At 43.7% G+C, this 14616-nt stretch carries 17 protein-coding genes; all 17 read left to right on the plus strand.

The genetic code is table 11. The features are described from left to right. The first annotated feature begins 11 nt into the window (after positions 1 to 11). The 17 genes from NMM26_RS04330 to rsmB all read left to right on the plus strand — a co-directional run bounded on the left by NMM26_RS04330 (position 12) and on the right by rsmB (position 14609). Positions 12 to 539, plus strand: a complete 528-nt coding sequence (locus NMM26_RS04330) for a YqeG family HAD IIIA-type phosphatase (RefSeq protein ID WP_000963748.1) — start codon at positions 12 to 14, stop codon at positions 537 to 539. A gap of 2 nt (positions 540 to 541) precedes the next feature. Continuing rightward, positions 542 to 1648, plus strand: a complete 1107-nt coding sequence (gene yqeH / locus NMM26_RS04335) for a ribosome biogenesis GTPase YqeH (RefSeq protein ID WP_000391178.1) — start codon at positions 542 to 544, stop codon at positions 1646 to 1648. A gap of 212 nt (positions 1649 to 1860) precedes the next feature. Further along, the gene (gene yhbY, locus NMM26_RS04340; RefSeq protein WP_000060169.1) at positions 1861 to 2172 is read left to right on the plus strand and encodes a ribosome assembly RNA-binding protein YhbY; all 312 of its coding nucleotides are present in this window, start codon (positions 1861 to 1863) and stop codon (positions 2170 to 2172) included. A 51-nt stretch (positions 2173 to 2223) separates the two neighbouring features. Then, a complete protein-coding gene (locus tag NMM26_RS04345) occupies positions 2224 to 2853 on the plus strand; it encodes a nicotinate-nucleotide adenylyltransferase (protein ID WP_000963705.1) in 630 nt (209 codons plus the stop codon). Continuing rightward, complete coding sequence (yqeK, locus tag NMM26_RS04350; RefSeq protein WP_000331227.1) at positions 2853 to 3446, plus strand: bis(5'-nucleosyl)-tetraphosphatase (symmetrical) YqeK; 594 nt, start codon at positions 2853 to 2855, stop codon at positions 3444 to 3446. Before NMM26_RS04345 ends, yqeK begins: the two co-directional genes overlap by 1 nt. After that, complete coding sequence (locus NMM26_RS04355; RefSeq protein ID WP_000844699.1) at positions 3447 to 3947, plus strand: cysteine hydrolase family protein; 501 nt, start codon at positions 3447 to 3449, stop codon at positions 3945 to 3947. A 12-nt stretch (positions 3948 to 3959) separates the two neighbouring features. Further along, positions 3960 to 4313, plus strand: a complete 354-nt coding sequence (gene rsfS / locus NMM26_RS04360) for a ribosome silencing factor (RefSeq protein ID WP_254753857.1) — start codon at positions 3960 to 3962, stop codon at positions 4311 to 4313. 110 nt (positions 4314 to 4423) lie between these two features. After that, entirely contained in the window at positions 4424 to 5164 is a 741-nt protein-coding gene (locus NMM26_RS04365) for a class I SAM-dependent methyltransferase (RefSeq protein WP_025171446.1), read from the plus strand. Positions 5165 to 5173: 9 nt separating this feature from the next. Further along, on the plus strand, positions 5174 to 6271 hold the full coding sequence (locus NMM26_RS04370; RefSeq protein ID WP_254753858.1) for a nucleotidyltransferase: 1098 nt from the start codon (positions 5174 to 5176) through the stop codon (positions 6269 to 6271). A gap of 238 nt (positions 6272 to 6509) precedes the next feature. Continuing rightward, positions 6510 to 6764 carry a type II toxin-antitoxin system Phd/YefM family antitoxin gene (locus NMM26_RS04375; protein WP_254753891.1) on the plus strand — a complete coding sequence of 85 codons (255 nt, stop codon included), beginning with the start codon at positions 6510 to 6512 and terminating at the stop codon, positions 6762 to 6764. Between the two features lie 3 nt (positions 6765 to 6767). After that, positions 6768 to 7022 carry a Txe/YoeB family addiction module toxin gene (locus NMM26_RS04380; RefSeq protein ID WP_000924733.1) on the plus strand — a complete coding sequence of 85 codons (255 nt, stop codon included), beginning with the start codon at positions 6768 to 6770 and terminating at the stop codon, positions 7020 to 7022. Positions 7023 to 7184: 162 nt separating this feature from the next. Further along, positions 7185 to 8798, plus strand: coding sequence for a ribonuclease Y (locus NMM26_RS04385; RefSeq protein ID WP_000404931.1), 1614 nt, complete (start codon positions 7185 to 7187; stop codon positions 8796 to 8798). A 129-nt stretch (positions 8799 to 8927) separates the two neighbouring features. Beyond that, entirely contained in the window at positions 8928 to 9554 is a 627-nt protein-coding gene (gene gmk / locus NMM26_RS04390) for a guanylate kinase (protein WP_000775041.1), read from the plus strand. Positions 9555 to 9578: 24 nt separating this feature from the next. After that, the gene (gene rpoZ / locus NMM26_RS04395; RefSeq protein WP_000979235.1) at positions 9579 to 9893 is read left to right on the plus strand and encodes a DNA-directed RNA polymerase subunit omega; all 315 of its coding nucleotides are present in this window, start codon (positions 9579 to 9581) and stop codon (positions 9891 to 9893) included. Between the two features lie 65 nt (positions 9894 to 9958). Continuing rightward, a complete protein-coding gene (locus NMM26_RS04400) occupies positions 9959 to 12355 on the plus strand; it encodes a primosomal protein N' (RefSeq protein WP_254753859.1) in 2397 nt (798 codons plus the stop codon). 12 nt (positions 12356 to 12367) lie between these two features. After that, positions 12368 to 13303 carry a methionyl-tRNA formyltransferase gene (fmt, locus tag NMM26_RS04405; RefSeq protein WP_049540956.1) on the plus strand — a complete coding sequence of 312 codons (936 nt, stop codon included), beginning with the start codon at positions 12368 to 12370 and terminating at the stop codon, positions 13301 to 13303. Further along, positions 13296 to 14609 carry a 16S rRNA (cytosine(967)-C(5))-methyltransferase RsmB gene (rsmB, locus tag NMM26_RS04410; RefSeq protein ID WP_049540991.1) on the plus strand — a complete coding sequence of 438 codons (1314 nt, stop codon included), beginning with the start codon at positions 13296 to 13298 and terminating at the stop codon, positions 14607 to 14609. Before fmt ends, rsmB begins: the two co-directional genes overlap by 8 nt. Positions 14610 to 14616 lie beyond the last annotated feature (7 nt).

The following is a 14616-nucleotide window of genomic DNA, read 5'->3' on the forward strand; positions in this document are numbered from 1 at the left end:
AAGGAGCCAGAATGGCGATTGAAAATTACATGCCAGATTTTGCTGTGGAAGCAGTCTATGATCTGACAGTTCCAAGCCTGCAGGCGCAGGGAATCAAGGCTGTTTTGGTCGATTTGGATAATACCCTCATTGCTTGGAACAACCCTGATGGGACGCCAGAGATGAAGCAATGGCTACATGATCTTCGGGACGCAGGCATTCGCATTATCGTAGTCTCAAATAACACTAAAAAACGCGTCCAACGAGCAGTTGAGAAGTTTGGGATTGACTACGTTTATTGGGCTCTGAAGCCCTTCACATTTGGGATTGATCGTGCCATGAAGGAATTTCACTATGAGAAAAGTGAAGTAGTCATGGTTGGAGATCAGCTTATGACAGATATTCGAGCAGCCCACCGTGCTGGCATTCGCTCGATTTTAGTCAAACCCTTGGTCCAACATGACTCGATCAAGACGCAGATTAACCGAGCTCGTGAGCGTCGTGTCATGCGAAAAATCACTGAAAAGTACGGACCGATTACATATAAAAAAGGAATTTAATTATGGAAGAAATTCTCTGTATTGGTTGTGGAGCAACCATTCAGACGACAGACAAGGCTGGTCTTGGATTTACTCCCCAGTCGGCACTCGAAAAAGGTTTGGAGACTGGCGAAGTCTATTGCCAACGCTGTTTCCGTCTCCGCCACTACAATGAAATCACGGATGTCAAGTTGACGGACGATGATTTCCTCAAGCTCTTGCACGAGGTGGGAGACAGTGATGCCTTGGTGGTCAATGTCATTGATATCTTTGACTTTAATGGCTCTGTCATCCCAGGCTTACCACGTTTTGTATCGGGTAATGATGTCCTCTTAGTGGGAAATAAAAAAGATATTCTACCCAAGTCTGTTAAACCGGGCAAGATTAGCCAGTGGCTCATGGAACGTGCCCACGAAGAAGGTCTTCGTCCAATCGATGTCGTTCTAACTTCAGCACAAAATAAACATGCTATTAAGGAAGTCATTGACAAAATCGAACACTACCGTAAGGGCCGTGATGTCTATGTTGTTGGCGTGACAAACGTTGGAAAATCAACCCTCATCAATGCCATCATTCAAGAAATCACGGGTGATCAGAATGTCATCACGACTTCGCGCTTCCCAGGGACAACCTTGGACAAAATTGAGATTCCGCTTGACGACGGTTCTTATATCTACGATACGCCGGGGATCATCCACCGTCATCAGATGGCCCATTATTTGACTGCTAAAAACCTTAAGTATGTCAGCCCTAAAAAGGAAATCAAGCCTAAAACCTATCAGCTCAATCCTGAACAAACCCTGTTTCTAGGCGGTCTCGGACGCTTTGACTTCATTGAAGGTGAAAAGCAAGGATTTACAGCTTTCTTTGACAATGAACTCAAACTCCACCGAACCAAGCTAGAAGGAGCTAGTGCTTTCTATGACAAGCATGTAGGAACCCTTCTGACACCACCAAATAGCAAGGAAAAAGAAGATTTCCCAAAACTAGTCCAACATGTATTTAACATCAAGGACAAGACCGACCTAGTGATTTCAGGCCTAGGCTGGATCCGCGTAACAGGCACAGCCAAAGTCGCCGTTTGGGCACCAGAAGGCGTCGCAGTCGTCACACGAAAAGCAATTATTTAAAATAAAATCACTGAGCGAACAAAGTGAGCTCACACAGCGATAGTTATTGCCGTGGTGTTTTGCCAATCGATAGATTGGCAAGGGGCACAATTGAGACCAAGGCTCAATTGTGAGGTCAGGAAATCCATTTTTCAAAGATGAAATCTTTGGAAAATTAGTTCCGACCGTCCCCCACCACCTAAAATAACTATCAAAAAACAAGGAAGAAAATTATGTCATTAACATCAAAACAACGTGCCTTCCTCAACAGTCAGGCACACACCCTAAAACCCATCATCCAAATCGGGAAAAATGGACTCAACGACCAAATTAAAACCAGCGTTCGCCAAGCTCTTGATGCACGCGAATTGATCAAGGTTACTCTTTTGCAAAACACAGATGAAAATATCCACGAAGTAGCTGAAATTTTGGAAGAAGAAATCGGTGTGGATACAGTCCAAAAAATCGGACGCATCTTGATTTTGTTTAAACAATCCAGCAAGAAAGAAAATCGCAAGATTTCTAAAAAAGTCAAAGAAATCTAGGAAATCTACTCCAAATAACTGTTTTTACAGAGAAATAAAGGAGACTAGCCTATGGCAATCGAACTATTGACTCCCTTTACCAAGGTAGAGTTGGAGCCAGAAATCAAGGAGAAAAAACGCAAACAAGTCGGGATTTTAGGGGGGAATTTTAACCCTGTTCACAATGCCCATCTGATTGTTGCGGATCAAGTAAGACAACAGTTGGGGCTGGACCAGGTTCTGCTCATGCCTGAATACCAACCTCCTCATGTAGATAAAAAGGAAACCATCCCTGAACACCATCGTCTCAAGATGCTTGAGTTGGCGATTGAGGGGATTGAAGGTCTGGCCATTGAAACTATTGAGTTGGAGCGCAAGGGAATTTCCTACACCTACGACACCATGAAGATTTTAACAGAGAAGAATCCAGATACGGATTATTACTTTATCATCGGTGCCGATATGGTGGACTATCTGCCTAAGTGGTACCGAATTGATGAACTGGTAGATATGGTTCAGTTTGTGGGAGTTCAGCGCCCACGCTACAAGGCTGGGACTTCTTACCCAGTTATCTGGGTGGATGTGCCTCTCATGGATATCTCGTCCAGCATGGTGCGTGACTTCCTTGCCCAAGGTCGGAAACCCAATTTTCTCCTGCCTCAGCCTGTGCTAGACTACATCGAGAAGGAGGGGCTTTACTGATGGCCTATCAAGACTATATCAACTGCTCCCGTGAGGCTTTGTTGGAAAAAATGGCAGAGCTTCTGCCTGAAAAACGCTTAACCCATTGCTTGGGTGTGGAGCGTGCAGCCATAGAACTGGCTCAGCGATTTGGGGTCGATACTGAGAAAGCAGGACTAGCCGGCCTTCTTCATGACTATGCTAAAAAGCTGTCAAATCAGGAATTTCTAGACTTGATTGACCGATATCAGCTAGACCCTGACCTCAAAAACTGGGGTAATAATGTATGGCATGGTATGGTTGGGATTTACAAGATTCAAGAAGATTTGGATTTGCATGATTCAGAAATTCTGCGAGCCATTGAAATCCATACAGTTGGGGCGGATCAGATGACAGATCTTGATAAGGTCATCTATGTCGCAGACTATATCGAGCACAATCGAGCCTTTCCTGGAGTAAATGTGGCGCGTGAGATTGCAAGTCTATCGCTCAATAAGGCGGTGGCCTACGAAACAGCTCGTACCGTGGAGCATCTAGCTCATCAGGGATTCCCCATCTATCCCCAAACCCTTGAAACCTATAACGCCTTTGTGCACTATTTGAAAGAGGACTAAATGAAGACGGCTTTTATAATCATTGATGTTCAGAATATTTTAGTGGAAACCGGTTTTCAGACAAATAGTCTATTGGAAAAAATTTCTTATTTACAAAACCATGCTAGAAGTAAGAATATCGAAATTATCTATGTTCAACATATTGAGAATCCTGAAGCCCAAACATCAGAAGATTGGCAGTTATCTGCGCTTTTAAATCGAAAACCTGATGAAAAGGTCTTTCAGAAGAAGTATAATAGTATTTTCAAAGAAACTGGCTTAAAAGAATACTTGGATAAACAGGGGATTGAAAAATTAGTTTTATGTGGCATGCAGACAGAATATTGTGTGGATACCTCTGTCAAGGTTGCCTTTGAATATGGCTATAAGCTGATTATTCCAGAAGGTGCTGTCACAACCTTTGATGGGGATGACATTCCAGCAGCAACGATAAATGAATTTTATGAGGACATTTGGGAGGAGCGCTTTGCAGATGTCCTAGACTACAAACATATTTTCTAAAAAGAGGACTAAATGAACGAAAAAGAATTACTAGAACTAGTCGTGAAAGCGGCTGATGAGAAACGTGCGGAGGATATCCTCGCACTTGATGTACAAGATTTGACCAGCGTGACAGACTACTTTGTGATCACTAGCTCAATGAATAGCCGTCAGTTGGACGCTATCGCTGACAATATCCGTGAAAAAGTAGCGGAAGCAGGTTTTAAAGGAAGCCATGTCGAAGGCGATGCAACTGGAGGCTGGGTATTGCTGGACCTCGGTGGGGTTGTTGTGCATATCTTCTCAGAAGAAATGCGTGCCCACTATAACCTAGAAAAACTCTGGCATGAGGCGGATTCTGTAGATATTTCAGAAGCCTTAGCATAGGAGATAAACTCAGTTGTAGTCAACTGGGTTTCTTTGCTTATTTTAGAAGAAAATGGATAGAAAGGTGAGGGCTACTGGTGTTTGCCATTGAGGCTCTTGGTATCATGATTATGGCAACTTATGAAACCTTTGCGGCTGTTTACGATGTTGTGATGGATGATAGTTTATACGATAAATGGACGGATTTTTCGCTGCGTCATTTGCCTAAGACCAAGGAGAGAAAGAAACTCTTGGAACTGGCTTGTGGAACAGGAATTCAATCGGTGCGCTTCTCTCAGGCTGGTTTTGATGTGACTGGACTGGACTTGAGTGCTGATATGTTGAAAATTGCCGAAAAGAGAGCTGCTTCAGCCAAGCAAAAGATTGATTTCATTGAAGGAAATATGCTGGATTTGTCCAAGGCAGGTCAATATGATTTTGTCACTTGTTATTCGGACTCAATCTGCTACATGCAGGATGAAGTGGAAGTAGGGGACGTTTTTAAGGAAGTCTATAATGCTCTTAATGAAGATGGAGTTTTCATCTTTGATGTGCATTCGACTTACCAGACGGATGAGGTTTTTCCAGGCTATTCCTACCATGAAAATGCGGAAGATTTCGCCATGCTCTGGGATACCTACGAGGACGAAGCACCTCACTCCATCGTGCATGAGTTGACCTTCTTTATCAAGGAAGCGGATGGTTCCTTTAGTCGCCACGATGAAGTGCATGAGGAGCGGACCTATGAAGTCTTGACCTATGATATTTTGTTGGAACAGGCTGGTTTTAAGTCCTTCAAACTCTATGCGGACTTTGAAGACAAGGAGCCAACAGAAACTAGCACCCGTTGGTTTTTTGTCGCGCAGAAGTAGGAGATTAGCATGACCATCACAGGTATTATCGCGGAGTTTAATCCTTTTCATAATGGGCACAAATACCTGCTAGATCAGGCGGATGGGCTAAAAATTGTTGCCATGAGTGGAAATTTCATGCAACGTGGAGAACCAGCGATTATAGATAAGTGGGTACGGGCTCAGATGGCGCTTGAAAATGGCGCAGACTTGGTAGTGGAATTACCCTTTTTAGTCAGTGTTCAGGCGGCGGATTTCTTTGGTAAAGGAGCTGTGGATATCTTGGCCCTGTTAGGCATTGATACTCTAGCCTTTGGGACAGAGGAAGTTCTGGATTACCAGAAAATCGCTGACTTATACACAGAGAAAGGTGCTGAGATGGAGAAATTTGTGGAAAATCTACCTGATTCTCTCTCTTATCCCCAGAAAACCCAAGCTATGTGGAAGGAATTTGCAGGTCTTGATTTTTCAGGCAATACTCCCAATCATGTTCTTGCTCTTGCCTATGCCAAGGCAGTTGCGGGATGCAACATCAAACTCCATCCGATTCAGCGTCAGGGAGCAGGTTACCATTCTGTGGATAAGGATGTGGACTTTGCCTCGGCGACAGCCCTCCGTCAGCACCAGAGGGACAAAGATTTCTTAGAACGCTTTATTCCATCTGTTGCCCTCTTTGAGCAAAACAGTAAGGTGAGCTGGGATGACTATTTTCCCTTGCTACGCTATCAAATCTTGTCCAATCCAGACCTAACCACTATCTATCAGGTCAATCAAGAAATGGCAGTGCGCATTAAAGATGCGATCAAGACGGCCCAGTCTGTAGAAGAATTGGCCGAGGCGGTTGGCACCAAGCGGTATACTAAGGCGCGTGTCAGACGCCTCTTGACTTATATCTTGGTGCAGGCTAGAGAAAGCGACTTGCCAGAAGGGATTCATGTCCTTGGATTTACTGAAAAAGGCAGGCAACATCTCAAGTCTTTGAAAGGTCAGGTCAGTCTAGTCAGCCGAATTGGAAAAGAACCTTGGGATGATATGACTCAAAAGGCAGATAGAATTTACCAACTAGGAAATCCAAGTATAGCAGAGCAGAATTTCGGCAGAGTACCCATTAGAATAGAATCAAACTAAGTCTACTGAAAGGTAGGCTTTTTGAGATTTTTTACGAATAATACTCTTCGAAAATCAAATTCAAACCACGTCAACGTCGCCTTGCCGTACTCAAGTACAGCCTGCGGCTAGTTTCCTAGTTTGCTCTTTGATTTTCATTGAGTATAAATAGATAGAAAAAGAAAATCTTGTACAAGTTCCTGACAATTTCTTTCTTTTCGTGTATAATAGTGGAAAAGAGGTAAAACGAGGTATGGCTATGGAAGCAGTTCTTTACTCAACGTTCCGAAATCATTTAAAAGACTATATGAAGAAGGTAAACGATGAATTTGAGCCTTTGACGGTAGTTAATAAAAATCCAGATGAGGACATTGTAGTTCTTTCAAAGAGCGAATGGGACAGTATTCAGGAAACACTGAGAATCGCTCAAAATAAGGAGTTATCAGACAAGGTTTTGCGAGGAATGGATCAAGTTCGTGCTGGAAGCACTCAAGTCCATGTTATTGAGGAGTGATGAATGCTACTCAAGTTTACAGAAGATGCGTGGGCAGATTATTGCTACTGGCAAACTCAGGATAAGAAAACCCTAAAAAGAATCAACATGCTAATCAAGGATATTCAACGCGATCCGTTTACAGGAATTGGTAAACCAGAACCACTCAAGTATGACTACCAAGGAGCTTGGTCACGTCGTATTGATGCAGAAAATCGCTTGATTTATATGATGGATGGAGATAGCGTGGCTTTCTTGTCCTTTAAAGATCATTACTAAGTCTACTGAAAAGTAGGCTTTTTAAACAACAATTTTATTTTAGTAATTTTGTCCTAAATTCCTCAAAACATATTCTATTTTAGGTTTGTGAAAATCACTTTTTTATGGTAGAATGTAAAAGAATGTATGTCATTCGGAATAACAATAAAATGAGGTAAAAACATGGAAATCATGTCGCTTGCGATTGCTGTTTTTGCCGTCATCATTGGTTTAGTCATTGGATATGTCAGCATCTCAGCCAAGATGAAATCATCTCAGGAAGCTGCAGAGTTGATGCTTTTAAATGCTGAACAAGAAGCAACTAATTTACGTGGACAAGCTGAGCGTGAAGCGGATTTACTTGTTAATGAAGCTAAACGTGAAAGCAAGTCTCTTAAAAAAGAAGCACTATTGGAGGCCAAAGAAGAAGCCAGAAAATACCGTGAAGAAGTGGACGCTGAATTCAAATCAGAACGTCAAGAACTCAAACAAATCGAAAGTCGTTTGACAGAGAGAGCTGCTAGCCTTGATCGTAAGGACGACAATTTGACGAGTAAAGAACAAACACTTGAACAAAAAGAACAAAGTATTTCTGATAGAGCGAAAAACCTTGATGCGCGTGAAGAGCAATTAGAGGAAGTCGAAAGACAAAAAGAAGCAGAGCTAGAGCGTATTGGTGCTCTGTCTCAGGCAGAAGCACGAGATATTATCTTAGCACAGACAGAGGAAAACTTGACCAAGGAGATTGCCAGTCGTATTCGTGAGGCTGAGCAAGAGGTCAAGGAACGTTCTGATAAAATGGCCAAGGACATCCTGGTTCAAGCTATGCAACGTATCGCTGGTGAATATGTAGCAGAGTCAACTAACTCAACAGTTCATCTGCCAGACGATACTATGAAGGGACGCATTATTGGTCGTGAAGGTCGTAACATTCGTACCTTTGAAAGTTTGACAGGGGTCGATGTGATTATCGACGATACACCAGAAGTGGTGACCTTGTCAGGTTTTGACCCGATTCGTCGCGAGATTGCCCGTATGACTATGGAAATGTTGCTCAAAGATGGTCGTATTCATCCGGCTCGTATCGAAGAGTTGGTTGAGAAAAACCGTCAAGAGATTGACAATAAGATCCGTGAATACGGTGAGGCCGCTGCCTATGAGATCGGTGCGCCGAACCTCCATCCAGACTTGATGAAGATTATGGGGCGTTTGCAGTTCCGTACCTCTTATGGACAAAATGTCTTGCGTCATTCGATTGAGGTTGCTAAGTTGGCTGGTATTATGGCTAGTGAGCTTGGTGAAAATGCGGCTCTTGCTCGTCGTGCTGGCTTCCTTCACGATATCGGGAAAGCCATTGACCGTGAGGTTGAAGGTAGCCACGTTGAAATCGGTACGGAATTGGCACGTAAGTACAAGGAACACCCAGTTGTTGTCAATACGATTGCTAGTCACCACGGTGATGTCGAAGCTGAAAGCGTGATTGCAGTAATCGTTGCTGCAGCAGATGCCTTGAGTGCGGCACGTCCAGGTGCTCGTAGTGAGTCTCTTGAAAGCTACATCAAGCGTCTTCATGATTTGGAAGAAATTGCGAACGGCTTTGAAGGGGTACAAAATAGCTTTGCCCTTCAAGCAGGACGTGAAATCCGTATCATGGTCAATCCAGGACAAATCAAGGACGACAAAGTCACAATCTTGGCTCATAAAGTTCGTGAGAAAATTGAAAACAATCTCGATTACCCAGGAAATATCAAGGTAACCGTGATTCGCGAGCTTCGTGCAGTAGATTATGCCAAATAAATAAGAAAGAGCAGTTGAAAAATTACTGCTTTTTTGTTACACTAGATAGAAAGACTGTAAAGGATAATCTGGCTTTTTGCCATTATTCTAGAGAAATGTTATTTCACAGACTGACTAAAAGGAGACACAATGGCAGACCGAGGCTTACTAATCGTTTTTTCTGGTCCTTCAGGGGTTGGAAAAGGAACGGTTAGAAGAGAGATTTTTGAGAGTTCTGAAAACCAATTTCAATACTCTGTATCGATGACGACACGCGCACAACGTCCTGGAGAAGTGGACGGTGTTGACTATTTCTTCCGTACTCGCGAAGAGTTTGAAGAGCTGATTCGTCAAGGACAGATGTTGGAATATGCAGAATATGTCGGCAACTACTATGGAACTCCCCTGACCTATGTCAATGAAACCTTGGACAAGGGAATCGATGTTTTCCTTGAAATTGAAGTTCAGGGCGCTCTTCAGGTCAAGAAAAAGGTTCCAGATGCTGTCTTTATCTTCCTGACACCACCAGATTTGGATGAATTGCAAGATCGTTTGGTAGGACGTGGAACCGACAGTGCAGAAGTGATTGCCCAACGAATCGAAAAAGCCAAGGAAGAAATTGCTCTTATGCGAGAGTATGATTACGCGATTGTCAACGATCAGGTGCCCCTAGCTGCTGAGCGTGTCAAACGTGTTATCGAAGCAGAGCACTTCCGTGTGGATCGTGTCATTGGTCACTATCAGGAGATGTTACCAAAATCTCCAACTACCCGATAAAATTTAGAAAATAGGTACAAGCAAATGATGTTAAAACCCTCTATTGATACCTTGCTCGACAAGGTTCCATCAAAATATTCACTCGTAATCTTGGAAGCAAAACGTGCCCACGAATTGGAAGCAGGTGCGCCGGCAACTCAAGGTTTCAAGTCTGAAAAATCAACTCTTCGCGCTTTAGAAGAAATCGAATCAGGAAACGTTACAATTCACCCAGATCCAGAAGGAAAACGTGAAGCAGTGCGTCGCCGTATCGAAGAAGAAAAACGCCGCAAAGAAGAAGAAGAAAAGAAAATCAAAGAGCAAATCGCTAAAGAAAAAGAAGATGGTGAAAAAATTTAAGGTTGGGGGGACTCAATCTTATTTTTTCTATTGCAAGAATGTACTGACAAGGAGGAGGTGAGAAGATGTCTATAGCCAAGATTATCGTGGATGTGCCTTTGATGCAGACGGACCAGCCCTATAGTTATAGAATTCCTGCGGAATTTGAGGGAATGTTGGAAGTTGGAATGCGGGTACATGTGCCCTTTGGTAAGGGTAATCGCCTGATTCAAGGGATTGTTCTTGATTTGGAGTCTCAATCAGATGAAGAAGAGACAGAACAAGACTTAAAAGATATTGCTGAGGTATTGGATTTTTCTCCTGTTCTCACGCAAGAACAACTCTGGCTGGCTGAGGAGTTACGCAAGTCCGTCTTCTCCTACAAGATCTCCATCCTCAAGGCTATGTTGCCAGGATTTCTGAACTCCAGCTATGACAAGATTCTCTATCCTCTGGCAGGTCTGAGTCAAGAAGATCGAGAGCGCTTGTTTGGTTCAGAAGATTCGCTTGCCTTTTCTTCTCTGGATTTAGCTAAGCAAGCTGAAATGATGCGTTTGACTAGAAAAGGCCTGCTTGGTCTGGAGTATCAGGCAGTCGATCAAAAGAAGGTCAAGACCCAGTCTTGGTATGAGGTGAATCTTGCTCAATTAGAAAGTGTAGAGATTTCTACACGCGCCAAGAAAAAGTTAGAACTGAGAGACTATTTGCTTTCTCATCCTGAGAGTGCTTCCTTGGCTAGTTTGTTAGAATCCTACTCGCGGGAGCAAGTTAACTTCTTTGTGGAACAAGGTGCTGTTTCCATAGTCCAAAAGGAAGTGCAACGCTCGGCTGCTTATTTTGAAGGGATTGAAGCAAGTCAGCCTTTGGAATTGAATGCAGAACAAAGACAGGCGCGTGATGCGGTTGTGAGTGCGATTGGTAGTCACCAGGCTCCCTTCCTCCTTCAAGGGATTACAGGAAGTGGGAAGACAGAAATTTACTTGCAGATTATCCAAGGGACCTTGGACAAGGGCAAGACAGCTATTTTGCTGGTACCTGAGATTTCTCTGACTCCACAGATGACGGAGCGTTTTATTGCTCGATTTGGTGAGAAAGTGGCCATCCTTCACTCAGGTTTGTCTAATGGTGAAAAGTATGATGAATGGCGCAAGGTAGAACGTGGCGATGCCCAAGTTGTTGTTGGTGCTAGATCGGCCATCTTTGCTCCGCTGAAAAATCTGGGTGTTATGATTATCGATGAGGAGCATGAAGCAACTTATAAGCAGGATAGTAATCCTCGTTACCATGCTAGAGAGGTTGCTATTTTACGGGCTCAGTATAATCAAGCGGCACTGGTGCTTGGGTCTGCAACGCCGAGCTTAGAGAGCCGTGCTCGGGCTGGGAAGGGCGTCTATCAACACTTGCGTCTGACCCAACGAGCTAATCCTTTAGCTAGGATTCCTGAGGTTCAAGTGGTTGACTTTCGAGACTATATTGGACAAAACGAGACATCAAACTTTACTCCTCCTTTGCTAGAAGCTATCCAAGACCGTCTGGCTAAAAAAGAGCAGGTGGTTCTCATGCTCAATCGCCGTGGTTATTCTAGCTTTGTTATGTGTCGAGAGTGTGGGACGGTGGATACTTGTCCTAACTGTGATATTTCCCTGACCTTGCACATGGATACCAAGACCATGAACTGCCATTATTGTGGTTTTTTAAAGGACATTCCTCAGACCTGTCCTAACTGTAAGAGTCGCAGTATTCGCTACTACGGGACGGGAACTCAGAAGGCTTATGACGAGCTGGCAGAGCTTTTTCCTCAGGCCCGCATTTTGCGGATGGATGTGGATACGACTCGAAAGAAAGGCAGTCACCAAGCTTTGCTTGACCAGTTTGGGCGAGGAGAAGCGGATATTTTACTAGGTACTCAGATGATTGCCAAGGGATTGGATTTTCCCAATGTGACTTTGGTCGGAGTGCTCAATGCGGATACGGCCTTGAATTTACCTGATTTCCGTTCTTCTGAGAGAACCTTCCAGCTCTTGACTCAGGTGGCAGGTCGAGCAGGTCGAGCAGAAAAAGCTGGTCAGGTCTTGATTCAGTCCTATAATCCGCAGCACTATGCTATTCGATTTGCCAAGGATCAGGACTACGAAGGCTTTTATGCTTATGAAATGGGAATCAGACGACAACTTGGTTATCCACCTTACTATTTCACCATTGGAATTACCCTTTCTCATAAGAAAGAAGAAGAGGTTGTTAAACGTGCCTATGAAGTTATGAACATTTTGCGGTCAGGCTTGTCAGATACCAGTAACATCCTTGGGCCGACGCCCAAACCCATTGCTCGTACCCACAACCTCTATCATTACCAGATTTTGATTAAATACCGTTTAGAAGATGAGCTGGGGCCGACTCTAAATCAGGTTCTGGCCTTGACTCAAGAACGGGAAAATAGTGAGCTCCGTCTCAGCATTGATCATGAGCCACAGCAATTTTTATAAGAAGGAGAAGATATGACAAAATTAATCTTTATGGGGACCCCCGACTTTTCAGCAACAGTTTTAAAAGGGCTTTTGACAGATGACCGCTATGAGATTCTAGCCGTTGTGACCCAGCCAGACCGTGCTGTTGGGCGTAAAAAAGTTATCCAAGAAACCCCAGTTAAACAAGCTGCCAAAGAGGCAGGACTTCCTATCTACCAACCTGAAAAACTATCTGGAAGTCCAGAGATGGAAACTATTATGCAGCTAGGAGCAGATGGAATTGTGACTGCTGCATTTGGGCAATTTCTTCCAAGTAAACTCCTTGATAGCATGGACTTTGCGGTCAATGTTCATGCTTCTCTTCTTCCTAAACATCGTGGTGGAGCGCCAATCCATTATGCCTTGATTCAAGGGGATGAGGAAGCTGGTGTGACCATTATGGAAATGGTCAAGGAAATGGATGCAGGAGATATGATTTCCCGTCGCAGCATTCCTATCACAGATGAGGATAATGTCGGTATCTTATTTGAGAAATTAGCTCTTGTTGGTCGTGACTTGCTTTTGGACACTTTGCCTGCCTATATTGCTGGGGAAATCAAACCTGAACCGCAAGATCCAAGTCAGGTTACCTTCTCGCCAAATATTAAGCCAGAGGAAGAAAAACTGGATTGGAACAAAACTAATCGTCAACTCTTCAACCAAATCCGTGGCATGAACCCGTGGCCTGTGGCCCATACTTTCCTCAAGGGAGACCGCTTTAAGATTTATGAAGCCCTACCAGTAGAAGGTCAGGGAAATCCAGGTGAAATCCTCTCTATCGGCAAGAAAGAATTGATTGTCGCAACGGCAGAAGGAGCTTTGTCTCTCAGACAAGTGCAGCCAGCAGGCAAACCTAAGATGGATATTGCTTCCTTCCTTAACGGAGTTGGACGTACATTGACTGTAGGAGAACGATTTGGTGACTAAAGTAGAAACGGCTAGAAGTTTAGCCCTAGCAGTATTAGAGGATATCTTTATCAATCAAGCATACTCAAATATTGCCTTAAATAAGCATCTCAAGGGAAGCCAGCTTTCAGTAGCAGACAAGGGCTTGGTAACAGAGCTGGTCTATGGAACAGTAGCTCGCAAACTGACTCTGGAATGGTACCTATCTCACTTTATCGAAGACAGAGACCAGTTAGACAGCTGGCTCTATGTTCTGCTTCTTATGAGTGCCTACCAACTCCGCTATTTGGACAAAATTCCAGACCATGCTGTGGTCAATGAAGCGGTGGAATTAGCCAAATTCCGTAAAAAAGGCAGTGAAAAATTGGTCAATGCTGTCTTGCGCCGTATCCTGCGTGAAGGATGGCCAGATATTGCCAGCATCAAACGAAAAAACAAGCGTGATTCCATTGCTTATTCTCTCCCAGTTTGGTTAGTTTCCAAACTCAAGGAAGAATACGGTGAAGAGCGAGCACAAGCCATCTTTGAAAGCCTTTTGGTGCGCAACAAGGCCAGTATTCGTGTAACAGACCTAGGTCGAAAAGAAGAAATCAAAACCTTGTTAGAGGCTAGTGATTCACCTTTGTCTGTTTCTGGTCTGGTCAAGGAGCAAGGGCACTTTGCAGGCCATGATTTGTTTGCAGAAGGTGCTATAACTATTCAAGACGAGTCCAGTCAATTGGTTGCGCCAACTCTTGATCTACAAGGTGATGAGCAGGTTCTAGATGCTTGTGCGGCTCCGGGTGGGAAAACAGCCCATATTGCTTCTTATCTCACGACAGGCCAGGTTACTGCTCTGGACTTGTATGACCACAAGTTGGACTTAATCCAAGAAAATGCCCAACGTCTAGGCGTTGCAGAACGGGTTCAAACTCAAAAATTGGATGCCAGAAAGGTGCATGAGCTTTTTGGTCAGAATTCCTTTGACAAGATTTTAGTAGATGCTCCTTGTTCAGGAATCGGTCTTTTGCGTCGCAAACCAGATATCAAATACAATAAAGAAACGGCAGATTTCGCGTCCTTACAGGAAATTCAGCTAGAAATATTAGGTAGTGTTTGTCAAACACTACGCAAAGGTGGTATAATAACTTATAGTACCTGTACTATTGTCTCAGAGGAGAATTTTCAAGTCGTTGAGGCGTTTTTAGAAAGTCATCCCGAGTTCGAGCAGGTAAAACTAGAACATGAATGTAAGGATATCATGAAAGACGGCTGTATCCTCATTACACCTGAATTGTATGGAAGTGATGGATTCTTCATCAGTCGATTTCGCAAGATATCAGATTAGGAAGGAA

Origin of the sequence: Streptococcus sp. CF7_Ac1-8, from assembly GCF_024295435.1 — a bacterium.
Taxonomy (GTDB): Bacteria; Bacillota; Bacilli; order Lactobacillales; family Streptococcaceae; genus Streptococcus; species Streptococcus mitis_AP.